Raw genomic sequence first — 24,244 nt, 5'->3', positions numbered from 1 at the left:
CCTACAGGGCGTGCGGGTCCTCGCGGTGGTGGACGCCGAGCTGGTGCGCCGCCTGCTCGAGGACGTCCTGCACCGCCAGGGTGTCGGTCAGCGGCATGACGTCGCTCTCCGTGCGGCCCGCCTGCAGGCAGCGCGTCACCTCGGCCAGCTCGTGCGAGTAGCCCGTGCCGTCCGGCGGGAGGGTGATCTCCTCCGGGTCGGCGCCGGTGCGGTGCAGGACGATCGTCGCCGGGTGGTGGAAGCGGGGGAGGACGTCGATCCAGCCGCCGGTGCCGAACACCCGCGCCTGCCCGGGCGTCGGGTAGCGCAGCGAGGTGGTCAGCGTGGCGCTGCGGCCGTCGTCGTACGTGAGGAGCAGCGCGGCCTCGGCGTCGGCGCCGGTGGGGAACGTGGACCCGGCGGCGGTGACCCGGTCCGGCGCGCCGAGCAGCATCTGGGCGAAGGAGACGACGTACACGCCGAGGTCGAGCAGCGCGCCGCCGCCGAGCTCGAGGGCGAACAGCCGGTCGGCGGGGTCGTAGGCGCGGTCGACGCCGAGGTCGGCCTGCACCGAGCGCACCTCGCCGATGGCGCCGTCGGCGATCAGCTCCCGCATCCGGACGACGGCCGGCTGGAAGCGGGTCCACATCGCCTCCATGACGAACACCCCGCTCGCGCGGGCGGCGTCGACCACATCCCGCGCGCCGGCCGTCGTCGCGGTGAACGCCTTCTCCACCAGCAGCGCCTTGCCGGCCTCGATCGCCGCGAGCGCCACCGCGTGGTGCTGCGGGTGCGGGGTGGCGAGGTAGAGGACGTCGACGTCGGGGTCGGCGACGATCTCGGCGTACGAGCCGTACGCCCGCTCCAGCCCGTGCTGCTGCGCGAACGCCTGCGCCCGGTCGGCCGAGCGGGACGCCACGGCCACCGGCCGTGCCCCCTCCACGTGCCCGAAGTCGCCCATCACGCTCTGCGCGATGCGCCCCGGCCCGACGACGCCCCAGCGGATCTCGTTGCCCACGGCGACGACCGTAGCCGGAGGGCAGACTGCACCTCGTGTCCGTGCTGATCGACAGTCCCGTCTGGCCATGGCGCGGCCGCCGGTGGTCCCACCTGGTCAGCGACGTCTCCCACGAGGAGCTGCACGCGTTCGTCGCCGCCGAGCTCGGCATCCCGCGGCGGGCCTTCCAGGGCGACCACTACGACGTCCCCGAGGACCTGTACGACGTCGCGGTGGCCGCCGGCGCGGAGCCCGTGGGCGCCCGCGAGCTGCTCGCGCGGCTGACGGCGGCGGGCCTGCGGGTCAGGAAGCGCGACCGCGCAGCAGGCTGAGCTCCGCGGCCAGGTTGGCCCGCGCCCGCGGCTCCCACTCCCGGGTGGCCGGCAGCCGGTAGAGCGCGGGCAGCTCCAGCAGCGACTCGAGCACGGCGGTGCGCCCGGCGGTGAAGACGTCGTCGGGCAGGTGGCCGTACTCCTCGCGGACCGCGGACGCGTAGGCGGCGTAGGCCTCCGGCGGCCCGGCCAGCACGGCGAGGTCGGCGTCGCAGAGCACCGCGCCGTTCGTGTCGCCGGGCTCCGCGGCGTGCCCGGCGGTGAGCAGCACCAGCCGCTCCACCTCGGCCAGCCGCGCCTCCGGCACCAGCCCGGCGAGGCCCGCCCGCGCGCGGTCGGCGCTGGCCCGCTCGTTGTCGCCGCGGCGGGGGTCGTACACGACGTCGTGGTACCAGGCGGCCAGCGCGACGGCGGCCGGGTCGGTGGCGGCCGCGCCCAGCTCGCCGACCAGCCCGAGGACGGCGGCCAGGTGGCGCAGGTCGTGGTAGCGGCGGTGCGGCTCGCTCCACGCGGCCACGACGGCGGCCCACTCGTCGCGCGCGGCGGGGGAGTCACCGGTGAGCGCGGCGAAGTCCGCCTGGCCGATCACGCGACCCCGCAGCGGCGCAGGGTGAGCAACGCGAGCGCCCGCGCCACCGCCGTCACCTCGGCGACGGGCACCCGCTCGGCCGGGCCGTGCGCCAGGTGCAGGTCGCCCGGGCCGAGGTGCAGCGCGGGGATGCCGGCGGCGGCGTAGAGGCGCAGGTCGGTACCGGCGTTCACGGCTCGCTCGGCGGGCTCGCGGCCCCCGGCGTCGACCACCGCGCCGCGCACGTCGGCGAGGAGCGCGTCCCCGGGCGGGAGCTCGCCGGGCGCGAAGGCGCCGCCGGTCCAGGTGACCCGCACCGGGTGCACGGCGAGCCACGGGTGCCCGGCGCAGAAGCCGGCGACCCGCGCCTCGAACGCCGCGCGGGCGGCGGCCGGCGACTCGCCCAGCCGGACGCCGTAGCGGCCCTCGGCGACCAGTCGGTCGGGGACGGTGGAGGCCCAGTCACCGGCGCGCACGGTGCCGATCGAGAGCCCGTACGGGTAGCGCTCGCCGGCGAAGCGCGTGTCGGCGTCGCGCTGCCGGTCGGCCTCGAAGGCCCGCAGGTCGGCGTGCACCTCGGCGAACAGCTCCACCGCGCTCACCCCGCGGTCGCGCATCGCGGCGTGCGCGGCAAGGCCGGACACCTCCAGGCGGAAGGTGAGCGCCCCGGCGGCGGCGGTGACCAGCGCGCCGTCGGTGGGCTCGGGGATGACGCAGGCGTCGCCGCGGTGCCCGCGGGCCAGCGTCGCCCACGCGCCGAGGCCGCCGTCCTCCTCGCCGACGACGCTGTGCAGCGCCACCGGCCGGCGCAGCCGCACCCCGGCCGCCCGGATCGCGGCCAGCGCCGCCAGCGACGCGGCGACCCCGCCCTTCATGTCGCAGGCGCCGCGCCCGAGCACGTCGCCGCCGACGATCCGCGGGGTGAACGGGTCGCCGTCCCACAGCGCCCGGTCGCCGGTCGGGACGACGTCGGTGTGCCCGCACAGCACCAGCGCGGGGTCGCCGTCGTCGGCGCCGGGCAGCGTGCCGACGACGCCCCACGCCTCCTCGCGCCCGACCTCCTGACCGGGCGCGTCCGGCGCGGTCGCCGCGGCGGCGAGGTCGACGGCCCAGCGGTCGACGTCGCAGCCCAGCCCGTCGAGCTCGGCGGCGACGAGGTGCTGCACCTCCGACTCGGCCGCGGTGCCGCCCACGGAGGGGACGGCGACCAGCCGGCACAGCAGGTCGACGGCGGCGGCCTCGTCCACGGCGTCGAGCACGGCGGCCTCGGTCGGGGTCAGGTCGGCCACGGCTCGGCAGTCTGGCACGCCGGATCCGGCCCGACCCGTGTACCGCGGCCCGGGGAGGGGTACCGTCGGTGTCGTCCGGACCGGGCGATTCTGTGTCCCCGGGTGCCAATTGGATACCGCCTCCACGGACTACCGCCCCGGCCTCGGCCGGGGGCCTGGAGCCGTGTTGTGCAACTCGCCGCGAGGCGACCAGAGCCCGGTCCGGACCTCAACTCCCCAGCACCCACCCGCACGGGTCGGCGAGCGCCTGCGCGTCCGCCGGCCCCCAGGAGCCGGGCGCGTAGGGCTGCACCTCCGGCGGGGCGTCCAGCACCGGCCGCACCGCCCGCCAGGCCTGCTCGAGCCCCGCGCCGGTGGTGAACAGCGATCGGTCGCCCACGAGCACGTCGTGGATCAGCGAGGCGTAGGCCGGCAGCGGCTGGCCGCCGTCGACCTTGCCCAGGTCCAGCGTCGCCTCGGCCACCGCCATCTCCAGGTCGGGACCGGGCCGCTTGGTCACCAGGCCCAGGTCCAGCTCGCCCGCGCCGGACAGGGACAGCGACACCGTGTTGCCGCCGCCGGGCGTGGGGCCGGCCGGGCCGTCGGGCCGCTTCATGACCAGCGTGACCCGCTGGTGGCCCTCGGCCATGCGCTTGCCGGTGCGCAGCAGGAACGGCACGTCGCGCCAGCGGTCGGTGTCCACCCACAGCCGGGCGGCCACGAAGGTGTCGGTGCGGCTGTCGTCGGGGACGTCGTCGAGGTCGCGGTAGCCCTCGAACTGCCCGAGGACGACGTCCTCCCGGGCCAGCGGCCGGAACGCGGCCAGCACCGCCTCCCGCGCCTCCTGCAGGTCGGCCGGGCGCAGCGAGACCGGCGGCTCCATGGCCACCTCGGCGGCCACCTGGAACAGGTGGGTGACCAGCATGTCGAGCGTGGCGCCGGTGGCGTCGTAGAACTCGGCGCGGTCGGCGACGTCGAGGGTCTCGGGCACGTCGATCTGCACCTGCGCCACGTGCTCGCGGCTCCACACCGAGCTGAACAGCCCGTTGGCGAAGCGCAGGACGTGCAGGTCCTGGGTGCCCTCCTTGCCGAGGAAGTGGTCGATGCGGAAGACCTGCTCCTCGTCGAGGACGGAGTGCACCAGCTCGTCGAGCTCGCGGAACGCGTCGGGCGAGGTGCCGTAGGGCTTCTCGAACACGACGCGGGCGCCGGCGGCGAGGCCGTGGGCGTCGAGACCGCGGGTGATGCCCTCGAACGCGCCCGGCGGGACGGCGAGGTAGTGCACGAGCTGGGCGTCGCCGCCGAGCTCCTCGCGGGCCGCGGCGACGGCGTCGACCAGCTGACCCGGGTCCTCGGGGGTGAAGCCACCGCCGGCGAAGCGCAGCCGGTCGAGCAGGCCGTCGGCGGGCTCACCGTCGCCGTGCTCGGACAGGGCGTCGCGGACGATGCTGCGGAAGTCGTCGTCGGACCGCTCCCCGCGGCCGCTGCCGACCAGCCGCCAGTCCGGGGGCAGCAGCCCGCGCCGCTCGAGCTGGTCGAAGGCGGGCAGCACCATGCGCGCGGCGAGGTCGCCGGTGGCGCCGTAGAGGACGAAGACGGTGGGGGAGAGGTCGGCCACGTCCCCAGCCTTCTCCCGCCCCGGAGGCGGCGCGCGCCGGGTTCGACCTGCCGGGTGTGCCGTCCCTCACTAGCGTCGGTGCCCATGGCGCAGACGGCGAGCAGGCAGGGCACCGCCGAGCAGCACAGGCTGCCGGTGCGGACGCTGGTGTCGGCCAGCATCGGCAACGCCGTCGAGTGGTTCGACTGGACGGTGTACGCCACCTTCCTCGTGTACTTCTCCGGGCAGTTCTTCCCGTCGGAGAACGAGGCGCTGGCGCTGATCGGGACGACGTCGACCTACGCGCTGGCGTTCTTCTTCCGGCCGCTGGGCGGGGTGCTCATCGGCCGCTTCGCCGACCTGCGCGGCCGCAAGGCCGGCATGCTCCTGACCATCCTGCTGATGGCCGGCGGCTCGCTGGTGATCGCGCTCCTGCCCACCTACGAGCAGGTCGGCTGGTTCGCGCCGATCCTGTTGCTGCTGGCGCGCATCGCGCAGGGCCTGAGCCTCGGCGGCGAGGTGTCGGGCGCCTCGGCCTACCTCGCGGAGATCGCCCCGCCGGCGCGGCGGGGCCGGTACTCGGCGTTCTTCTACATCTCCACCGGGACGGCCCTGCTGCTCGCCTCGCTGCTCGGCGTGCTGCTCACCGGCGTGCTCGACCAGGCGCAGCTGGAGTCCTACGGCTGGCGGATCGCCTTCGCCGTCGGCGGGCTGCTCGGCTTCGTCGGCCTGTGGCTGCGCCGCTCGCTGAGCGAGAGCGAGAGCTTCGAGGAGAACGCGGAGAAGGCGCGGGCGACGACGAACCCGCTGCTGCGCACGATCAAGGAGCACCCGCGGTCGGTGCTGCAGCTGTGCGCCTTCACGCTGCTGTCGACGCTGAGCTACTACACCTTCTTCAGCGCGCTGACCCCGTTCGCCGTGAACTTCCGCGAGGCCGACGGCAACGACGTCTTCATCGCGCTGTCCATCGGCACCGCCCTGTTCATCGCGCTCTGCTACCCCTACGGCGCGCTGTCGGACCGGGTCGGCCGCAAGCCGGTGCTGCTCGCCTGGTCGGCGGCGACGGCGGTGCTCGTCGTCCCGCTGTCCTACCTCGTCCGCGACGACCTGGTCTCGCTGGTCGTCGTGTTCTGCGTCGGGCTGGGCCTGTACGCCGCGATGGCCTCCCTCGCGCCGGCGATCATGAGCGAGCTGTTCCCCACGGAGCTGCGGGCCACCGGCATCGGCGCCTGGTACAACACGACCGTCGCGCTGTTCGGCGGGACGGCGCCGCTGCTGATCACGTTCCTCTCCGACCGCGGCATGCCCACGGTGTTCTTCTGGTACGTCGCCGGTGCCGCCGTGGTCGCCTTCCTCGGCATCCTCACGCTGCCCGAGACGAGGGGCACCGAGCTCCGCTGAGGCCCGTCTGAGGGGGCCTCAGACCCCCTCAGGCCGCACTCAGGCCGCCACGCGCGCCGGGGACTGCGCGGTCGACCGATGCCCGGGGTGCCGCCTCACGCCGACCGTGGTCGTCGTCCACACGGGACGACGACACGAGGAGACGGCCGTGAGCATCTACCCCAACCCCGGGCTCGAGGCGGAGCTGGCCTACCGGCGCGAGGTCCTGCAGGCGATCGGGCACAACACCCGCACCCGGCGCGGCCCCTGGCGGCTGCGGCGCACCCGGCGGGCGGCCTGACGTCCCCCGCGCGGGCGGCCCGCGACCGGGGCCGGCCCGTCCTGTCCGCGGCGCGTGCCACGATCGGCGACGTGCCGCGGTGGGAGGACCGACCCCTGGTGGGCCGCGCGCGGGAGATCGCCGCGCTGGAGTCCGCCGTCGACCGCGCGGCGGCCGGGCGCGGCTCGGCGGTGCTGGTGGCCGGCGACGCCGGCGTCGGCAAGTCGCGGCTGCTCGACGAGCTGGCCGCCCGGGCCGCCGGCCGCGGCCTGCGGGTGCTCACCGGGCACTGCGTCGACCTCGGCGAGGTGGGCCTGCCCTACCTGCCCTTCGTGGACCTGCTGCGCCCCGTGGCCGCCGAGCTCGGCGAGGGCGCGGCCGGGCTGTTCGCCGCCCGGACGCGGGCGGCCGAGTCCGACGGCGCCGACCTCGACGCCGCGGTGCGCGCGCTGCGCCCGCCGGTCGACGACGGCCGGCTGCAGCTGTTCGAGGCGGTCGCCGGCGCGCTCGCCTCGCTCGCCGCGCAGGCGCCGGTGCTCGTGCTGCTGGAGGACCTGCACTGGGCCGACCGCTCGAGCCGCGACCTGCTGCGCTACCTGCTCGCCCGGCTGGCCGACGAGCCGGTCGCCGTCGTCGCCTCCTACCGCTCCGACGACCTGCACCGGCGGCACCCGCTGCGCCCGCTGCTGGCCGAGCTGGTGCGGCTGCCCGGCGTCGAGCGGCTCGACCTCGGCCCGCTGCCCGACCCCGCCGTCGAGGAGCTGGTGCGCGGCCTGGCCGCCGGGGTGGACGACCGCACGGTCGACGACGTCGTGGCGCGCGCCGAGGGCAACGCCTTCTACGCCGAGGAGCTGCTGGCCGCCGGCCTCGCGGGCGAGACGCTGCCGTGGGCGCTCACCGACGTTCTGCTCGCCCGGGTGGAGCAGCTGTCGCCGGCTGCCCAGCAGGTGCTGCGGGGCGTCGCGGTGGCCGGGCGGCGGGTGCGCCACGAGCTGCTGTCCGCCGTCGGCGGGCCGTCCGACGGCGACCTCGAGCGCGCGCTGGCCGAGGCCGTGCACTCGCACCTGCTCGTCGTCGACCCCGACGGCGCCTACCGCTTCCGGCACGCGCTGCTCCGCGAGGCCGTGCTGGCCGACCTGCTGCCCGGCGAGCGGGTGCGGCTGCACGCCGCCGTGGCCGCGCACCTGGCCGCCGTCCCCGGCGCGGGCACGGCGGCCGAGCGGGCCCACCACCTGCAGGAGAGCAACGACCTGCCGGGCGCGCTCACGGCGTCGCTGGAGGCCGCGGACGAGGCCGGGCGCGCCGGTGCCCCCGCCGAGCGGCTGCAGCACCTGGAGGCCGCGCTCGCGCTGTGGCCGGCCGTCCCCGACGCCGCCGCCCGCGCGGGGCGCAGCCAGGTCGAGCTGCTCAAGCAGACCTCGGCCGCCGCCCGCCGCAGCGGCGAGCTGCACCGGGCGGTGGCGCTGCTGCGCGCGGCCCAGGACGTGCTCGGGCCCGACGGCGACCCGGTGATGCGGGCGAAGGTGCACTACACGCTGGCACAGGCGCTGGCCCGCATCGAGGACCAGGCCGCCGCGGTGCGCGAGACCTCGGCGGCGATGGCGCTGGTCCCGGCCGACCCGCCGTCGCTGGCGCGCACCTGGGCCGCGGCCACGCACGCCCGGGCCTGCTACGAGGTGGGCCGCCGCGCGGAGGGCGACGCCGCCGCCGAGGAGGCGCTGGCCTCGGCCGACGCACTGGGCCTGGACAGCGCCTGGGCCGACGTCGCGGTCTCGCTGGCCCGCTCGCACGGCGGCGAGGAGCTGCCCGCGCGGCTGGAGGAGGCCCTCGTGCGGGCCCGGCGCTCCGGCGACCCCGACGTCGAGATGCGGGTGCTGTTCAACCTGGCGATCGTCGCCTACGAGGCGGGGGCGTCGGAGGAGACGCTGCGCTGGAGCGACGTCGGGCTGGCCCGGGCGCGGGAGCTCGGCGTCGAGTGGTCGTTCTACGCCGCGGAGCTGCGCCACCTGGGCGTGGTGTCGCGCTACGTCCGCGGCGACTGGGACGGCAGCCTGGCGCTGGCCGACCGGCTGGCCCGGATGCCGGAGATGGCCGCGCACGTGCGGGCGGCGGGGCTGCTCGTGCAGGTCGGCCGCGGCGACCCGGTGGCCGCCGAGCGGATCGCCTGGGCGCGCGGGCTCGTCGGCCGGCTCGACGCGCACGTGCTGCTGCTCCTGGCCACGGCGGGCGCGGAGATCGACCACGCCGCCTGGACCGGCGACCCGGCCACCGCGGTGCGCGCCGCCACCGACGCCGACGCCGCGCTCCGGCGGCTGTGGGGGCCCGAGCGGCTCGCCGTCCTCCGGCTGGTCACCACGGCGCTGGCCCCGGTGGGCGACGCCGTCGCCGCGGCCCGCCTCGCCGGGGACGCCGCCGCGGCGGCGGAGTGGACGGCGGCGGGAGAGGCGCTGCTCGCGCTGGGGCGGGAGGCGGTCGAGGACCACACGCGGTCCGTCGGGCCGCACGGCGTCGAGGCGGCGGCGTGGCTCGCCCGGATGGAGGCGGAGGCCGCGCGGCTGGCCGGCCGGGCCGAGCCCGCGCTGTGGGCGGCCGCCGTCGAGGCGTTCGGCTACGGGCACGTCTACGAGGAGGCCCGCTGCCGGTGGCGGCTGGCCGAGGCGCTGGTGGCCGCGGGGGACCGCGAGGCCGCGCTCGCGCCGCTGACCGCGGCGGCCGCGACCGCCCGCTCGCTGGGCGCGGCGCCGCTGCTCGACGCGGTGACCGCGCTGGCCCGCCGCGCCCGGCTCGAGCTGCCCGGCGCCGGCCGGGTGGTCGACGCGGCGGCGGTGTTCACCCCGCGCGAGACCGAGGTGCTGGCGCTGCTCGCCCGGGGCCGCACCAACCGGCAGATCGGCCGCGAGCTCTACATCAGCGAGAAGACCGCCAGCGTGCACGTGAGCAACATCCTGGCCAAGCTCGGCGCCGGCTCCCGCACGGAGGCGGTCGCCGTCGCGGCGTCGCGGGGCCTGCTGCCCGTCTCCTGAGTGCGGGGTCCGGGAGGAGCGGGGCCCGGAGGGTCCCCGACGAGCGGCCGGGCGGGCTCGGCGCAGGCCGGGGACGGCACCTGGCCGCGGTGTCAGAGCATGGTGCGGAGGCGTTCCCGGCGGGCGCGCAGCACCTCGACCGACGCCGAGGCCGACGGCGGCCCGGGCACGGACTTGCGCAGCTCCGTGTGCACGACGCCGTGCGGCCGCGACGTCTTCGCCGCCACGCGGGCGACGAGCCGGTTGACCTCCCGGCGCAGCTCGGCGGCGTCGCGCCAGGAGCGGCCGGCGTCGTCCTCGTCGGGGTGGTCCTCGACGAGCGGCAGCTCGCCGGTGTCGTCGTCGTGCACCCGCTGGGCGATCCGCAGCCGCAGCTCGTCGTCGCGGCGGGCGAGCAGCGACGCCGTCTGCTCGGCGGTGAGCAGGCCGGGGATGCCGAGGAAGTCCTCGTCCTCGGGCGCCACGGCGACACCGCCGTCGGAGCCGGTGTGCGCCGTGCCGCCGTGCAGCACGTGCGCGAAGCGGGCGTCGGCCTCCAGCGCCTCCCACTGCTTGAGCCCGACCGCCTCGCGCTCCTTGGGCGGCAGCGGGTCGAGGTCGAGCGCCTCCGGGTCCTGCGCCTTCGGCGGCGGCATGACGTGGTTGCGCTCCTTCTCCATCGACGCGGCCAGGCCGAGCAGCGGCCGGACGGCGGGGAGGAACACGGTGGCGGTCTCGTGCGACGCCCGAGACCGGACGACGCGGCCGACGGCCTGGGCGAAGAACAGCGGCGTCCGGTAGGAGGTCATCCACGCGAGGACGGCGGCGCGCGGGACGTCGACGCCCTCGGAGATCATCCGGACGCAGACGGCGATCCGCGCCGAGCCGGTGGCGAACCGCTCGATCTTCTTCGACGCCTTGGGGTCGTCGGAGAGGATCAGCTCGGGCGCCTTGCCGGTCACCCGGCGGACGATCTTGGCGTAGGCGCGGGCGTCGTCCTGGTCGCTGGCGAGGATCAGCCCGGCGGCGTCGGGCATGCCGCCCTCCTCGCGGAGGTGCGTGATCCGGTCGTCCATGGCGGCGATGACGTGCGGCACCCACTGGCCCTTGGGGTCCAGCGCGGTGCGCCAGGCGGCCATCTCCACCGAGCGCGTGCCGGCCTCCGACAGCGACGCGGCGACGACCTCGCCGGCGGAGTTCCGCCAGCGCGCGGTGCCGGTGTAGGCGGCGAAGACGACCGGGCGGACGACGTTGTCGGCCAGCGCCTCCTTGTAGCCGTAGGTGTAGTCCGCGCGGCTGACCAGGCCGGCGCCGTCGGCCGAGTCGCCCTCGAAGCCGTCCTCCTCGTAGCGCACGAAGGGGATCCGCTCGTCGGGCTTGGTGCGGAACGGCGTCCCGGTCAGGCACAGCCGGCGGGCGGCGAAGCCGTAGGCCTCCTCGATCGCCTCGCCCCAGGACAGGCCGTCACCGGCGTGGTGGACCTCGTCGAGGATCACCAGCGTCTTGACGGCGGTGGCGCGCGCCGCGTGCAGCATCGGCTTGCCCGCCACCTGCGCGTACGTCGTCACGTAGCCCTGGGTGCCGGCGCGCACCGGGCCGACGGCGTTGGTCAGGCCGGGGTCGAGCACGATGCCGAGCCGGTCGGCGGCGTCGGCCCACTGCAGCCGCAGGTGGTCGGTCGGGCAGACGACGATCACGCGGGCGACCTCGCGCCGCTGCAGCAGCCGCGCGGCCAGCGTCAGGGCGAAGGTCGTCTTGCCCGCGCCCGGGGTCGCGGTGACGAGGAAGTCCTTGGGGGAGGAGTCCTCGTAGCGCTCGAGGGCGGCCTGCTGCCACACCCGGAGCGGTCGGCTGGTCGTCTGCGGGGCGACCGCCCCGGCCCGTGCTGCGCTCGCCATCTCGGGAGCCATCCTGCCTGGCGTCCGCGAGACACGCCCGACCGGTCACCTCCCGCGCGCCTCCGCGGGGGCGTCGTATACGCGACGGTCCGTACGCTGCTGACCTGCGGTTTCCCTCAGCGGGGCGGTCGCGGCGTGGCGCTCCTCACACGGCGGCCGGACCGGTCCGTCACGCCTCGGACGCCTCACCCGTCCCGGGCCGGGACGCCCCGCCGTGCACCAGCCGCAGGTGCGGCCCGGTGGGCACGTCGGTGCGGGGGTCGGTCACCTCGGGCAGGCCGGCGGCCCGGCGCACGCGGTTCTCCGGCACGTCGAGGGCGCGCGCGAGGTGCCCGGCCATCCACGGGCTGATCAGCGCCCAGCCGCGGGTGTGCGCGAGCCGCTCGAGCACCTCCGGCCCCACCGCGCCGCGGGCGCGGCGGGAGGCCTGGTGCACGGTCTCGCCGAGCTCCCACAGCCGGCGCCGGACGAGGTCCTGCAGGTCCCTGGCGGCCACCGGTCGATGATGGCTCAGGGGAGCGCCGGCAGCAGCCGGTCCAGCGTCACCGGCAGCTCGCGCACCCGGACCCCGGTGGCGTGCCACACCGCGTTGGACACCGCGGCCGCCGTCCCGACGATGCCGATCTCGCCGATGCCCTTGGCGCCCATGACGTTGACGTAGGGGTCCTCCTCGTCGAGCCAGTGCGCCTGCACGTCGCCGACGTCGGCGTTGACCGTCACGTGGTACTCGGCGAGGTCGTGGTTGGCCACCTGCCCGATCCGCGGGTCCCAGACGCTGTTCTCGTGCAGCGCCATGGACAGGCCCATGGTCATGCCGCCGATGAACTGGGAGCGGGCGGTGCGCGGGTTGAGGATGCGCCCGCAGGCGAAGACGCCGAGCAGCCGCGGCACCCGGACCTCGCCGGTGTCGACGTCGACCCGCGCCTCGACGAACTGGGCGCCGAACGCGTAGGTGGCGTGCTCGTCGTCGGTGTCGGCCTGGTCCACCTGGCCCGACGCCTCGTCGCCGTCGCGCGGGTCGGAGCCGAACTTGCCGCGGAACTCGCGCGCCGCCACGGCGATCGCCGAGCCCCACGTGTTGGTGCCCGACGAGCCGCCGGCCACCGAGGCGATGGGGTAGCGGGTGTCGCCGATGCGCACCTCGACGTCGTCGACGTCGACCCCGAGCGCGTCCGCGGCGATCTGCGGCAGCACCGTCCAGGCGCCGGTGCCGAGGTCGGCGGCGCCGATCTCGACGACGTAGCGGCCGTGCTCGAAGCGCACGTCGGCGGTCGACTGCGCCTGGCGCATGGTCGGGTAGACCGACGACGCGACGCCGGTGCCGACCAGCCAGCGGCCCTCGCGGCGCACGCCCGGCCGCGGGTCGCGCCCGGCCCAGCCGAAGCGCTCGGCGCCCTCGCGCAGGCACTCCACCAGGTGCCGGCTCGACCACGGCTGGCCGGTCTCGGGGTCGCGCTCGGGGTCGTTGCGGACGCGCAGCTCGATCGGGTCGATGCCGAGCTCGTGCGCCAGCTCGTCCATCGCGACCTCGGGGCCGAACATGCCGGGGCACTCGCCGGGCGCGCGGAACCAGGAGGGCACCGGGACGTCGAGGGCGGCCAGCCGGTGCGTCGTCCGCCGGGCGTTCGCGGTGTACATCATCCGGGCGGGGACGCCGGTCTGTTCGGCGAACTCCTTGATCCGGGAGGTCTGCTCGACGACGTCGAGGGTGAGGGCCCGGATGCGGCCGTCGCGGTCGGCGCCGAGTTGCATCCTCTGGATGGTCGGCGTCCGGTAGCCGGCGAGGCTGAACATCTGCTGGCGGGTGAGGGCGAGCTTCACCGGCCGGCCGGGCAGTGCGCGGGCGGCCATGGTCACCAGGACGACGTTGGCGTGCGGGGTGCCCTTGGAGCCGAACCCGCCACCGACGTAGGGACAGACGACCCGGACCTGCTCCTCCTCCAGCCCGAAGACCGTGCACACGGCCTTGCGGTCGGGGTGCACGCCCTGGGTCGAGTCCCACAGGGTCAGCGAGGAGCCGTCCCACAGTGCCGTGGAGGCGTGCGGCTCGAGCGGGTTGTTGTGCACCATCGCCGTCGCGTAGGTGTGGCTGACGACGACGGCGCTGGCGGCGAGCTCGGCGTCGACGTCGCCCTGGACGACGTCGGTGTCGTAGGACGGGTTGACCTTCTCCGGGGCGTAGAGGCCGGGGTGGTCGACCGTGAGCGCGCTGTCGTGCTCCTGCTCGGCGTAGGTGACGACGACGAGGTCGGCGCCCTGCCGGGCGAGCTCGGACGTCTCGGCGACGACGACGCCCACCACCTGGCCGCGGAAGGCGACGTCGGGGGACTGCAGCACGGCCAGCTCGGCGTCGTCGGTGGAGGCCAGCCGCTCGGCGTTCTCGGAGGTGAGCACGGCGAGGACCCCGTCGAGCGCCTCGGCGGCCTCGGTGTCGATGCCGGTGATGCGCCCGCGGGCGACGGTGGCCTGGACGGGGTGGCAGAACGCCGGCGACTCCACCGGCGTCTCGTACGCGTAGGTGGCGGTGCCGCGGACCTTCTGGACGCCGTCGCGGCGGACCAGGTCGCGGCCCATGGCGCGGGGCTCGAGGAGGTCGGTCACGAGGTCGCTCCCTCGGTCAGGTCGCGCAGGGTGGCGGGAATCGTGCGGGTGAGCAGCGGGATCTTGAAGCCGTTGCCGCCGTCGACGCCGGGCTGCGGCTGGGCGGCGGCGAGCTCGGCCTCGGCGGCGGCGCGGAAGGCGTGCTCGGTGGCGGGGCCGCCGCGCAGCACCTCCTCGGCGCGGGTCGCGCGCCAGGGCACGTGCGCGACGCCGCCGAGGGCCAGGCGCACGTCGCGCACGGTGTCGCCGTCGAGGTCGAGCGCGGCGGCGACCGAGACGAGCGCGAAGGCGTAGGACGCGCGGTCGCGGACCTTGCGGTAGGTGGAGCGGGCGGCCATCGGCAGCGGCGGGAGCTCGATGGCGGTGACGAGGTCGCCGTGCCCGAGGACGGTGTCGCGGCTCGGGTCGTCGCCGGGGAGCCGGTGCAGCTCGCGGAAGGGCAGCGTGCGCGCGCCCTGCGGGCCGAGGACGTGGACGACGGCGTCGAGGGCGGCCAGCGCCACCGCCATGTCGGAGGGGTGCGTGGCGATGCACGTCTCCGCCGCGGTGGCGTCGGGCAGCGCGGCCGGGACGCCCAGGACGGCGTGGTAGCGGGTGTATCCGCCGACCGCCGCGCAGCCGCTGCCGGGCTCGCGCTTGTTGCAGGCGGTGGTGACGTCCTGGAAGTAGACGCAGCGGGTGCGCTGCAGCGGGTTGCCGCCGACGGTCGCGAGGTTGCGCAGCTGGCCGTTCGCGCCGGCGAGCAGGGCCTGGGCGAGCACCGGGTAGCGCTCGCGGACCCGGCGGTCGGCGGCGAGCTCGCTGTTGCTGACGGCGGCGCCGACCAGCAGGCCGCCGTCGTCGGTGTCGGTGGTCTCCCGCGAGGTGAGGGTGCGGACGTCGACCACGAGGTCGGGCCGGGCGACGCCGAGCTTGAGGTGGTCGACGAGGTTGGTGCCGCCGCCGAGGAAGACGGCGTTGGGCTCGGCGCTGACCTCGCGGACGGCCTCGGCGACGGAGCCGGGGCGGGTGAAGGCGAACGGCTTCACCGGGCACCGCCGGCCTGCTGCACCGCCGGGGTGATGGTGGCGTAGGCGGCGCAGCGGCAGAGGTTGCCGCTCATCCGCTCGCTGACCTCGGCGTCGCTGAGCTCGGGGTCGCTCGTGAGGTCGGCGGTGGCGTGGCTCGGCCAGCCGCGGTCGACCTCGCTGAGGAGGCCGACGGCCGAGCAGACCTGCCCGGGCGTGCAGTAGCCGCACTGGAAGGCGTCGTGGTCGAGGAAGGCCTGCTGCACCGGGTGGAGCTCGCCCTCGGGTGCGAGGCCGTTCGCCGTCGTGATCTCCGCACCGTCGTGGGCGACGGCGAGGGCGAGGCAGAGCAGGGCGCGCTCGCCGTCGAGGATCACCGTGCAGGCGCCGCACTGGCCGTGGTCGCAGCCCTTCTTCGGGCTGGTGTTGCCCAGCCGCTCGCGGAGGAGGTCGAGCAGGGTGGTGCGGGTGTCGACGGTGAGCTCGTGCAGCTCGCCGTCCACCGTGAGCCTGATGTCGGCGTCCATGGGCTCGTCGGTGCCCGCTGGCCGTCGCGCGGTAACCGGGGAATCCGGACGTCGGCGTCTCGTTTCGCCGTGTCTCCCGATCGGGTGATACGGCACTGCCCCTGACCTGCGGATTCCTGTCAGAGGTGCCCCGTAGCTTCCTGGGTGTGGACGACGTGCTGACCGGCGTGGCGCCCGCGCCGTCGGTCGGCTGGGCGCGGGGTCCGCTGGGGCTGGTGCAGGCCGCGGACCGGGAGCTGTCGCGGCAGTCGGCGCTGCGGTACCGGGCGGTGGCGGCGTTCGCGCTCTCGCGGCCGTCCTCGGTCGACCGGCCGCAGGGCGCGCGGGGTGCGATGGCGGCCGACCGGTGGGCTGTGCGGCCGGAGCTGCTGCGGTCGGTGAGCGAGTGGGCCACCCAGGAGCTGTCGATCGCCCTGTCGCTCACCTCTCACGCCGCCGAGTCCCTCTTGACCACCTCCCTGACGCTCGTGCACCGGCTCCCGGCCACCCTGAACGCGCTCGAGGCCGGTGCCGTCCACGCCGGGCACGTCACCGCGCTGCTCGACCACGTCGCACCGATCGCCGACGACACGGTGCGCGCCGCGCTGGAGCGGGACCTCCTGGCGTGGGCCGCCCGCCGGGGGACCGCGTGCACGCCGGCGCAGCTGCGCGACAAGGCCCGCCGGGAGGTGCTCAAGCGCAAGGCCCGATCGGCCGCCGAGGACCTCGCGCGGGCCATCACGCGGCGCGGGCTCTCGTGCCGGCCCGACAGCTGTGACGGCATGGCGGTCGTCTCCGCTCTCCTGACGACGCCCGAGGCAGCGGCGCTCATGGCGGCGCTGGGCGCCTACGCCGACGCGCTGCCCGACGACGGCCGCACGCGGGGCCAGAAGATGGCCGATGCCCTGCTCGACCTGGTGCTGCGGCCCGGCGAGAACGGGCTGTCCCCGGTGCAGGTGGTCCTCAACGTGGTCGCTCCGGTCGGCGCGCTGCTCGGTGGTGACCAGCCGTGCGAGATCGACGGTCAGGTCGTCCCGGCCGAGGTGGTGCGCGCCCTGCTCGCGGCCTTGACCGGCACGCGCACCACCGCCGAGGACGTGACCGCCGAGGGCGACGCGGCGCTCGCCGAGGGCACCGCGACCGCCGACACCGCGGTCGAGGCCCCGGCTGTCGAGGCCCCGGCTGTCGAGGCCCCGGCTGTCGAGGCCCCGGCTGTCGAGGCCCCGGCGGTCGAGGACCCGGCGGTCGAGGACCCGGCGGTCGAGGACCCGGCGGTCGAGGACCCGGCGGTCGAGGACCCGGCGGTCGAGGACCCGGCGGTCGAGGACCCGGCGGTCGAGGACCCGGCGGTCGAGGACCCCGCGGCCGAGGACACGACGCCGGATGTCCCCGCAGACCCGACCGCCGAGACCCTCCCCGGTGGCTGGGACGACCCCGTCCCGGCAGAGGTCCTCGAACGGTGGGCCGCCGAAGAGGACGCCCGCACCGCCGACCACCTCCTCGCCGGACGGGACGATCCGATCCCCGAAGAGGTGCTCATCCGGTGGGCCGCCGCGGAGGACGCCCGCGCGGCCGGGCAGCCACCACCGCGCCGGCGCAGCGAGCCCGCACCCGACTCCCGACCGACCGGCAGCCCGCCGGCACAGCGACCCGTGCCCGACGGGTGGTGGTCGCGCGCCGATCGCGCGGTCGATGACGCAGGCGCCGCGCTGCTCGTCGCTGAGCAGGCGGTCGGTCGTGCCCGCCGCCTGGTGGCGACCGCCGAGCGCGCCGACACTGCCGACGAGGCGGCCTGGGCCGACGGTCCCGGCGGCCAGGTGAGCGCGGCGGCCGAGGCGATGACCGCGCTGGCCGCGGCGACCGACGACACCCGCCTCGATCTGGCCGACCTGCTCGACCGCACCGCCGGCGGCGGCCTCGCCGACCGGCCCCGCATCGCGGTCACCCACGCCCTCACCGGCGCCCTGCTGGCCCTGACCGACCTGCCCGGGCTCCGCCGCGCCACCCGCGCCGGCACCGGCCTGCACGCACCCGCCGGGACCGACCGCTACCGGCCCGGCGCCGCCCTCGACCGGCACGTCCGCGCCCGCGACCGCCGCTGCCGCTTTCCCGGCTGCCGCCGCCCCGTGCCGAAGAAGGGGGAGCTCGACCACGGCACGCCGTGGCCGCTCGGGCCCACCAGCGCCGGTAACCTCACCGGCTTCTGTACCGGCCACCACCGCGGCAAGCACCAGGCCCCCGGCTGGAGCCACGACCTGCAGCCCGACGGCACCCTCACCGTCACCACACCCAGCGGCCTCACCGCGAGCACGGAGCCACCGCCGTACTGACCGCCCGGAGGCGTCCCGGACCGCGGTGAGAGGGTGCCGAGAGGAGCGCTCAGGGGAGGACGCCGTGGTGCTGGAGCTCGACCGTCCGATCGTCCAGGCGCCGATGGCCGGCGGGCCGTCCACGCCGGCGCTGGCTGCCGCGGTCAGCGAGGCCGGCGGGCTCGGCTGCCTCGCCGCCGGCTACAGGACGCCGGACGCAGTGCGCGACGACGTCCGCGCCACCCGGGCCCTCACGAGCCGCCGGTTCGGGCTCAACGTCTTCGTCCCCGGCCCGCCCGGTGACCCGGAGGTGGTCCGCCGCTACGCCGACGCGCTGCGGGAGGACGCCCGCCGGGCCGGCGTCGAGCTCGGCGACCCGGTCCACGACGACGACGCCTGGGAGGCCAAGGTCGCCGTCGCGGTCGAGGAGCGGGTCCCGGTCGTGTCCTTCACCTTCGGCCTGCCCCGCCCCGACATGGTCGCCGCCCTGCACGACGCCGGCGCCACCGTCCTGGTCACCGTCACCACGCCTCAGGAGGCCGCCGACGCCCGTGACACCGGCGCCGACGCGCTCGTCGTCCAGGGCATCGAGGCCGGCGGCCACCGCGGCGGGCCCTCCGACGAGGACGGCGTGGGGGAGTACGGCCTGCTGACGCTGCTGCGGCTCGTCCGCGACACGGTCGACCTCCCGCTCGTCGCCGCCGGCGGCCTGATGGACGGCGCGGGGGTCGCCGCGGTCCTCGTCGCCGGCGCGGAGGCGGCCCAGCTCGGCACGGCCTTCCTGCTCAGCCCCGAGGCGGGCACCAGCGCGATGCACCGCGCCGCACTCGGCACCGCCACGCCCACCGCGCTCACCCGCGCCTTCAGCGGCCGGCGCGCCCGCGGCCTGGTCAACCGCTTCCTCACCGAGCACTCCGCCGCGGCGCCGGCCGCCTACCCGGAGGTGCACCACCTGACGACGCCGCTGCGCGCCGCGGCCCGCGCGTCCGGCGACACCGAGGTGGTCAACCTGTGGGCCGGGCAGGGCCACGCGCTGTGCCGGGCCAAGCCCGCCGGCGACCTGGTGCGCCGCATCGCCGCCGACGCCGTCGACGTCCTCCGCCGGCACACCGGCGGCTGAGACGACCGCGGCCCCCCGGTCACGAGGACCAGGGGGCCGCGGTCCGGCCACCCTTCAGGGGCCCGCGCCGAGCCTGCGAGGCGTGGGGGGAAGGGTGGTCCTTCTTCAGTCGGCGGGCTCGTCGACCCAGTCGGGGCCGTTGACCTCGCCCGGGCCGGCCAGGTCGGCGGCGTCGACGATCGTGTACGCGTAGCCCTGCTCGGCGAGGAACCGCTGCCGGTGGGCGGCGTACTCCGCGTCGAGGGTGTCGCGGCTGACGACCGTGTAGAAGTGCGCCTGCCGGCCGTCGGCCTTGGGGCGGAGCACCCGCCCGAGGCGCTGCGCCTCCTCCTGCCGCGAGCCGAAGGTCCCCGACACCTGGACGGCGACCGCGGCCTCCGGCAGGTCGATCGAGAAGTTGGCGACCTTCGAGACCACCAGCGTCTTGACCTCGCCGCGGCGGAAGGCGTCGAACAGCTTCTCCCGCTCCCGGTTGGTCGTGGAGCCCTGGATGACCGGGGCGTCGAGCGCCCGCCCGAGCTCCTCGAGCTGGTCGAGGTAGGCGCCGATGACGAGCTTCTGCTCGTCGGGGTGCCGCTCGAGCACCCGCCGGATCACCGGCAGCTTCGACGTCGCCGTGGCCGCGATCCGGTAGCGCTCCTCGGGCTCGGCGACGGCGTAGGTCATCCGCTCCTCGTCGTCGAGCGCGACGCGGACCTCGATGCACTCGGCCGGGGCGATGTAGCCCTGCGACTCGATGTCCTTCCACGGCGCGTCGTAGCGCTTGGGCCCGATGAGGGAGAAGACGTCGTCCTCGCGCCCGTCCTCGCGCACCAGCGTGGCCGTGAGCCCGAGCCGGCGGCGGGACTGCAGGTCGGCGGTGAGCCGGAAGATCGGCGCGGGCAGCAGGTGCACCTCGTCGTAGACGATCAGGCCCCAGTCCTGCGCGTCGAACAGGTCCAGGTGCCGGTACTCGCCCTTCCGGCGGGTGGTCATCACCTGGTAGGTGGCGATGGTGACCGGGCGGATCTCCTTGCGCTCGCCCGAGTACTCGCCGATCTCGTCCTCGGTGAGCGAGGTGCGCGCGATGAGCTCGCGCTTCCACTGCCGCCCCGAGACGGTGTTGGTGACCAGGATCAGCGTGGTCGCGCCGGCCTGGGCCATCGCCGCGGCGCCGACCAGCGTCTTGCCCGCGCCACACGGGAGCACGACGACGCCCGAGCCACCCGCCCAGAAGCCCTCGACGGCTTCCTGCTGGTAGTCGCGCAGGTGCCAGCCGTCCTGCGCCAGCTCGATCGGGTGCGCCTGGCCGTCGACGTAGCCCGCGAGGTCCTCCGCCGGCCAGCCGACCTTGAGCAGCGCCTGCTTGAGCCGGCCGCGCTCGGAGGGGTGGACGACGACGGTGTCCGCGTCGATCCGCGCGCCGATCATCGGGGCCACCCGCTTGGAGCGGACGACCTCCTCGAGCACCGCCCGGTCGGTGGTGGTGAGCACCAGCCCGTGCACCGGGTCGTTCTGCAGCGTCAGCCGGCCGAAGCGGTCCATCGTGTCGGCGACGTCGACCAGCAGCGCGTGCGGCACCGGGTAGCGCGAGTAGCGCACCAGCGCGTCGACGACCTGCTCGGCGTCGTGCCCCGCGGCGCGGGCGTTCCACAGCGCCAGCGGGGTGACCCGGTAGGTGTGCACGTGCTCGGGCGAGCGCTCGAGCTCGGCGAACGGCGCGATGGCCGCGCGGCAGTCGCGGGCCTGCGGGTGGTCGACCTCGAGCAGCAGCGTCTTGTCCGACTGGACGATGAGGGGTCCGTCGTTCACGGGATGGGTGGCCTCTCCTCGGCGGGTGGGCGTCTGTCAGGTCAACCGTTGCCGGCGGCCGGTGCTTCCTCCTCGACCAGCGCCACCGAGGTGATCCGGTGCACCGCGAAGGTGCGGTTCTCCTGCCGGCGCTCGTCCCAGCCCTGGAGGAAACCACCGGCCAGTGACACCGGCTGCACCACGCGCTGGCTGCCGCTGCCCTGTGCGTCGACGTAGCCGAGCCACACCGGCACGCCGTCGCGGATCGCGCGGGAGAGCACCTCCAGCGTGCCCGCCGTCGTCACGCCCGGGACCTGCCGGACCGGCGCCGCGGGCCGGGCGGCCAGGGCGGCGTCGCCGGCGCGGATCTCGCGCACGGTGGCGTCGGCCTCCGCCGCCGTCAGCGGGCGGCCCGCGGCGGCCGCCGGCAGCCCGGGACGGCGCCCCGCGGCCCGCGGCCGCGCCGGCGGCCGGGTGAGCACCGCGCCGCCCGGCGACTCCCCGGCCGGGGCGTACCCGGCGGCACGCAGCACGGTCAGCACCTCGTCGGCACCCAGCCCGCTGACCAGCACTCCGGGCGCCAGGCGGCGCAGCTCGGCGTCGGCCGTGCGCCGGTCGCCGAGGACCTGGGAGAGCAGGCCGTGGTCGTCGGAGCGCACGTAGCACTCGATCGAGCCGACCCGCAGCCGCCCGTGCTGCCGGGCGACGTCGTCGACCAGGTAGTCCAGGGCCTGCGGCACCGGCGTGCGCGAGGCGCGGGTGAAGAACTCGTGCAGGTCGGTGGCCGACCAGCCCGCGTCCAGCGCCCGCCGCACCGACGCCTCCGACACCCGGAACACCGTGGCCCCGCCCGAGGACTCGACGTCGGCGACGACCGACAGCGTGTCGGCGAGCTCGGCCACCAGCGGCCCGGGCGCCACCAGCGTCAGGTCCGGCTGGGCGAGCACGTGGTCGACCGGCTCGGGCAGCAGTCCCTGCATCCCGTCGGCCGCGCCCTCCTCGCCGGCGACCAGCAGCCCGCGCCCGCCCGAGGACAGCACCCCGCCCACCAGGACGCCGATGCGCGCGGCCTCGGCCAGCATGTCCGGCACCGGGGCCAGCCGGTCGCCCCGCCGCGGCGTGCGCCACCGCAGCAGGTCCACCAGGTCGTCGGGGGCCAGGCCGCGGCCCGGCGGGTACCCGGCGAGCGCCTCCAGCGCCGACCGGCGGATCGACGGCGCGGTGTGCCGCACGAGGTCGGGGGAGAGGGCGTTGACCGCCTTCCCGGCGACGTCGCGCTGCCCCACCAGCGACGGCAGCCGGGTGCTCGCCAGCCACCCGGCGGCGAGCGTCGCCCACCGGTCGGCCAGCGGCTGCTCCCGCCAGAGGTCGTAGCCGCGGGTGGGCAGCCACTCGTCGCGGTGCGGCCCGCCGACGTCGAGCAGCCCGGCCGAGAAGGCCAGCTCCAGCAGCCACCCGGCGTCGGCCTCCGACACCGTCAGCGCCTTCGCGAGCCGCTTGCGGTCGCGGACGGCGACCCCGCCGCTGCGCAGCAGCCCGGCCGGCTCCTCCTCGAGCACCGCCAGCAGCTCGCCGATCCGCCCGACCGCCTCCAGCGCCGCACCCGCGGCCTGCCGGTCGACGACGGCCCGGTCGCGCTCGACCACCGCCGGTCGCGGCTCCACCCGCGAGGGGCCGAGCGGCTCGGTGCCCCGCAGCAGCAGGCCGATCTCGCGCGGCAGCTCCACGTTGAGCGCGTCGATGCGGGCCAGCAGCCCGGCCTGCAGCAGCCGCCGCGCCGGCGACGCGGTGCCGCCGCCGGCCTCGGGCAGGTGACCCACGGGGCGGTCGCCGGCCAGCCGCTCGAGCACCTGCCGCTCGGCCGGCTCCAGCGCGGCGACGGCGGCGGGCAGGTCGGCCGGCAGCGTCACCCGCAGCTCGGCGGCGCGGCGCCCGAGCCCCGCGGGGTAGCGGACGGCGCGGCGCACCTGGTCGGGGGCGTGCAGGACGTCGTCGCCCCACAGCAGCGCCCGCGTGGTCAGCCGCTCGACCGCGTCCGCGACGACGTCCTCGGGCAGCCCGCGCAGGGCGCCCACGACCTCGGCGGCGTCCACCCCGTCGGTGGGCGCGAGCAGCACGACGTCGAGCACCTGGAGGGTGGCGGCGTCGAGGTTGTCGAGCGCGCGGTCGACGGAGACCGGCACCGCCAGCCGGCTGGCCAGCGCGACGACGTCCGACGGCGCGGGGCGCGCCACGTCGGGACGGGCGGCCAGCAGCGCCGCGAGCTGGGCGTCACTGCGGGTGCGCAGCCACGCGGCCAGCGTGGCGGGACGGTCGGCAGGCATCCGGACCACGTTACGTCCACCGCCCGGGACACCGCCCGTGCCCTGCGACGATGACGTCGTGCAACCGGCCGCCGACGACCCGCACACCCGGACCGCCCTCGAGGGCTACCGGGCCGGCGCGCTGCGCTGGCTCGTCGGCGGCGCCATCGCCGTCGTGCTCGCCGTGCTGCTCGGCGCGGTCGCGGTCAGCCTCGCCGACGACCGCGGCCGCCCGGTCCCGCTGGCCGGGCTCGTCGTCGTCGCGCTCACCGTCGGCGGCGCCTGCGCGGTGGCCGCGGGCCTCGGCGCCCTGGCCCGGGCCACCCGCTGGCGGCGGGCGCTGTCGGCCGTCCCGTGGCAGCGCGGGCTGCTGCGGATCGCCGGCCCGGCGATCGTCGCCTTCGAGCCGGAGGGCTACGACGAGTGGGACCCCGACGACGAGCCGGTGCGGCTGCGGCTGGTGAGCACCTCGGTCTGGCGCACCCGGCAGGTGCAGGCCCTCGACGGCGGCGAGGTGCGCGCGGCACCCGTGGGCGGCGGGCAGTGGGTGCTCACCGCCGAGGGGCTGCCCACGCTCTTCGGCGCCCGCACGGCCCGGCGGCCGCGCTGACCGTGTCGGGGGAGGCCTGCTGCGGGTAGGAGCCCGCGCACGGGAGAATGGCGGGGACGCGCACCCCCGGGGTGCGCCCGGAGCACGGAGGCGACATGGCCAAGCGCAAGGAGAAGCACGCCCACCTGGTCGAGCCGACCTGGGGACAGTCGGAGAACGCCGGCCCGCCGGTCACCGAGCTGCTCGGTGAGATGGCCGGGTCGCTGTCCCCGTTCGGCGAGGACCACAGCTTCCCCCTGCCGCCGGAGCGGATCCGATACGCGCACCCCACCGACAAGCCCAACCGGGCCGGGGTGCAGCTGCCGGAGAACCGGCGCCCCTGAGCCCCTCCCCGCGCCGTCGCCGGGTCCGGCGGCGGCGCGGGCGCGTCAGGACCGGGACGGCGACGGCGCCAGCCGGGTGAGCAGCTTCGACACGAGGTTGCCGGCCACGACCCAGACCAGCGCGGCGAGCGCGGCGTTGACCGTCTCACCGGTCTTCGGGTCCGACGGCCGGAACAGGTCGACGGTGAACCAGCCGAGGTCGCGGCGCACCGACGCCGCGGCCGACACCAACGAGTTCGCCGGGTTCGCCTCGAAGAACGTGAAGACCGCGTGCACCACGATGACGACGGCGACCAGCGACGCGACCACGCGCACCGCCGACGCGACCAGGGTGAACGCGCGGGTCCCGACGTCGGCAGCCATGCGCGCATCGTGACACCGGACATTGTCACGA

20 protein-coding genes are annotated in these 24,244 nt (G+C 76.6%); 8 read left to right on the top strand and 12 right to left on the bottom strand.

All coding sequences use genetic code 11. From position 1 onward, the window contains the following. Window position 1 precedes the first annotated feature (1 nt). On the bottom strand, window positions 2-997 hold the full coding sequence (locus ACI78R_RS13010; RefSeq protein WP_457041021.1) for a Gfo/Idh/MocA family protein: 996 nt from the start codon (window positions 995-997) through the stop codon (window positions 2-4). Between the two features lie 35 nt (window positions 998-1,032). Between ACI78R_RS13010 and ACI78R_RS13005 the strand changes: the two genes are divergently transcribed. Further along, entirely contained in the window at window positions 1,033-1,308 is a 276-nt protein-coding gene (locus tag ACI78R_RS13005) for a DUF4031 domain-containing protein (protein WP_073418424.1), read from the top strand. Here ACI78R_RS13005 and ACI78R_RS13000 read toward each other — a convergent pair. From ACI78R_RS13000 to ACI78R_RS12990, 3 genes are all read right to left on the bottom strand, one after another. Beyond that, window positions 1,280-1,897: an HD domain-containing protein gene (locus tag ACI78R_RS13000; RefSeq protein ID WP_457041020.1), complete on the bottom strand. Its 618-nt coding sequence runs from the start codon at window positions 1,895-1,897 to the stop codon at window positions 1,280-1,282. The two genes, ACI78R_RS13005 and ACI78R_RS13000, sit on opposite strands and share 29 nt — an antisense overlap. Continuing rightward, window positions 1,894-3,165, bottom strand: coding sequence for an ArgE/DapE family deacylase (locus ACI78R_RS12995; RefSeq protein ID WP_457041019.1), 1,272 nt, complete (start codon window positions 3,163-3,165; stop codon window positions 1,894-1,896). Before ACI78R_RS12995 ends, ACI78R_RS13000 begins: the two co-directional genes overlap by 4 nt. Window positions 3,166-3,373: 208 nt before the next feature. Next, a complete protein-coding gene (locus ACI78R_RS12990; protein WP_457041018.1) occupies window positions 3,374-4,762 on the bottom strand; it encodes a glucose-6-phosphate dehydrogenase in 1,389 nt (462 codons plus the stop codon). Between the two features lie 84 nt (window positions 4,763-4,846). On the opposite strand from ACI78R_RS12990, the gene ACI78R_RS12985 reads away from it, so the two are divergent. The 3 genes from ACI78R_RS12985 to ACI78R_RS12975 all read left to right on the top strand — a co-directional run bounded on the left by ACI78R_RS12985 (window position 4,847) and on the right by ACI78R_RS12975 (window position 9,424). Beyond that, window positions 4,847-6,142 (top strand): MFS transporter, encoded by a 1,296-nt coding sequence (locus ACI78R_RS12985; RefSeq protein ID WP_457041017.1) that lies wholly within the window; start codon window positions 4,847-4,849, stop codon window positions 6,140-6,142. A gap of 148 nt (window positions 6,143-6,290) precedes the next feature. Next, window positions 6,291-6,422 (top strand): hypothetical protein, encoded by a 132-nt coding sequence (locus ACI78R_RS12980; RefSeq protein ID WP_336030049.1) that lies wholly within the window; start codon window positions 6,291-6,293, stop codon window positions 6,420-6,422. Between the two features lie 71 nt (window positions 6,423-6,493). Further along, window positions 6,494-9,424, top strand: coding sequence for a helix-turn-helix transcriptional regulator (locus tag ACI78R_RS12975; protein ID WP_457041016.1), 2,931 nt, complete (start codon window positions 6,494-6,496; stop codon window positions 9,422-9,424). A 92-nt stretch (window positions 9,425-9,516) separates the two neighbouring features. Here the strand turns inward: ACI78R_RS12975 and ACI78R_RS12970 are convergent, their stop codons facing one another. The 5 genes from ACI78R_RS12970 to ACI78R_RS12950 all read right to left on the bottom strand — a co-directional run bounded on the left by ACI78R_RS12970 (window position 9,517) and on the right by ACI78R_RS12950 (window position 15,436). After that, a complete protein-coding gene (locus tag ACI78R_RS12970) occupies window positions 9,517-11,301 on the bottom strand; it encodes a DEAD/DEAH box helicase (protein ID WP_073419486.1) in 1,785 nt (594 codons plus the stop codon). Window positions 11,302-11,470: 169 nt separating this feature from the next. Then, the gene (locus ACI78R_RS12965; protein WP_457041015.1) at window positions 11,471-11,797 is read right to left on the bottom strand and encodes a hypothetical protein; all 327 of its coding nucleotides are present in this window, start codon (window positions 11,795-11,797) and stop codon (window positions 11,471-11,473) included. A 14-nt stretch (window positions 11,798-11,811) separates the two neighbouring features. Then, on the bottom strand, window positions 11,812-13,902 hold the full coding sequence (locus ACI78R_RS12960; RefSeq protein ID WP_457041014.1) for a xanthine dehydrogenase family protein molybdopterin-binding subunit: 2,091 nt from the start codon (window positions 13,900-13,902) through the stop codon (window positions 11,812-11,814). Then, a complete protein-coding gene (locus tag ACI78R_RS12955; protein ID WP_457041013.1) occupies window positions 13,899-14,930 on the bottom strand; it encodes an FAD binding domain-containing protein in 1,032 nt (343 codons plus the stop codon). The genes ACI78R_RS12960 and ACI78R_RS12955 overlap by 4 nt, the downstream gene beginning before the upstream one ends. Next, entirely contained in the window at window positions 14,927-15,436 is a 510-nt protein-coding gene (locus tag ACI78R_RS12950; RefSeq protein ID WP_073418440.1) for a 2Fe-2S iron-sulfur cluster-binding protein, read from the bottom strand. Before ACI78R_RS12950 ends, ACI78R_RS12955 begins: the two co-directional genes overlap by 4 nt. A gap of 146 nt (window positions 15,437-15,582) precedes the next feature. Between ACI78R_RS12950 and ACI78R_RS12945 the strand changes: the two genes are divergently transcribed. Together ACI78R_RS12945 and ACI78R_RS12940 are read left to right on the top strand one after the other, a co-directional pair. Next, entirely contained in the window at window positions 15,583-17,745 is a 2,163-nt protein-coding gene (locus tag ACI78R_RS12945) for a DUF222 domain-containing protein (RefSeq protein ID WP_457041012.1), read from the top strand. 64 nt (window positions 17,746-17,809) lie between these two features. Further along, window positions 17,810-18,844: an NAD(P)H-dependent flavin oxidoreductase gene (locus tag ACI78R_RS12940; RefSeq protein WP_457041011.1), complete on the top strand. Its 1,035-nt coding sequence runs from the start codon at window positions 17,810-17,812 to the stop codon at window positions 18,842-18,844. A gap of 105 nt (window positions 18,845-18,949) precedes the next feature. On the opposite strand, the gene ACI78R_RS12935 is transcribed toward ACI78R_RS12940, so the two are convergent. Continuing rightward, complete coding sequence (locus tag ACI78R_RS12935; protein WP_457041010.1) at window positions 18,950-20,635, bottom strand: DNA repair helicase XPB; 1,686 nt, start codon at window positions 20,633-20,635, stop codon at window positions 18,950-18,952. Window positions 20,636-20,676: 41 nt separating this feature from the next. Beyond that, entirely contained in the window at window positions 20,677-22,938 is a 2,262-nt protein-coding gene (locus ACI78R_RS12930; RefSeq protein ID WP_457041009.1) for a helicase-associated domain-containing protein, read from the bottom strand. Window positions 22,939-22,996: 58 nt separating this feature from the next. Here ACI78R_RS12930 and ACI78R_RS12925 point away from each other — a divergent pair, with 58 nt between their 5' ends. Continuing rightward, window positions 22,997-23,527, top strand: a complete 531-nt coding sequence (locus ACI78R_RS12925; protein WP_073419489.1) for a hypothetical protein — start codon at window positions 22,997-22,999, stop codon at window positions 23,525-23,527. A gap of 95 nt (window positions 23,528-23,622) precedes the next feature. Continuing rightward, window positions 23,623-23,850: a hypothetical protein gene (locus ACI78R_RS12920; protein WP_073419490.1), complete on the top strand. Its 228-nt coding sequence runs from the start codon at window positions 23,623-23,625 to the stop codon at window positions 23,848-23,850. A 45-nt stretch (window positions 23,851-23,895) separates the two neighbouring features. On the opposite strand, the gene ACI78R_RS12915 is transcribed toward ACI78R_RS12920, so the two are convergent. Continuing rightward, window positions 23,896-24,213, bottom strand: coding sequence for a hypothetical protein (locus tag ACI78R_RS12915; protein WP_457041008.1), 318 nt, complete (start codon window positions 24,211-24,213; stop codon window positions 23,896-23,898). Window positions 24,214-24,244: the final 31 nt, after the last annotated feature.

It is taken from the genome of Geodermatophilus sp. SYSU D01106 (assembly GCF_054049995.1).
The sequence above is the reverse complement of the archived record's forward strand: the minus strand, read 5'-3'. Positions and strand labels throughout refer to the sequence as shown.

Bases quoted from the DNA above. Each gene is read 5' to 3' on its own strand.
- ACI78R_RS12950 (WP_073418440.1), bottom strand. From the start codon at position 15,436: ATGGACGCCGACATCAGGCTCACGGTGGACGGCGAGCTGCACGAGCTC.
- ACI78R_RS12930 (WP_457041009.1), bottom strand. From the start codon at position 22,938: ATGCCTGCCGACCGTCCCGCCACGCTGGCCGCGTGGCTGCGCACCCGC.
- ACI78R_RS12915 (WP_457041008.1), bottom strand. From the start codon at position 24,213: ATGGCTGCCGACGTCGGGACCCGCGCGTTCACCCTGGTCGCGTCGGCG.
- ACI78R_RS12985 (WP_457041017.1), top strand. From the start codon at position 4,847: ATGGCGCAGACGGCGAGCAGGCAGGGCACCGCCGAGCAGCACAGGCTG.
- ACI78R_RS12970 (WP_073419486.1), bottom strand. From the start codon at position 11,301: ATGGCGAGCGCAGCACGGGCCGGGGCGGTCGCCCCGCAGACGACCAGC.
- ACI78R_RS12920 (WP_073419490.1), top strand. From the start codon at position 23,623: ATGGCCAAGCGCAAGGAGAAGCACGCCCACCTGGTCGAGCCGACCTGG.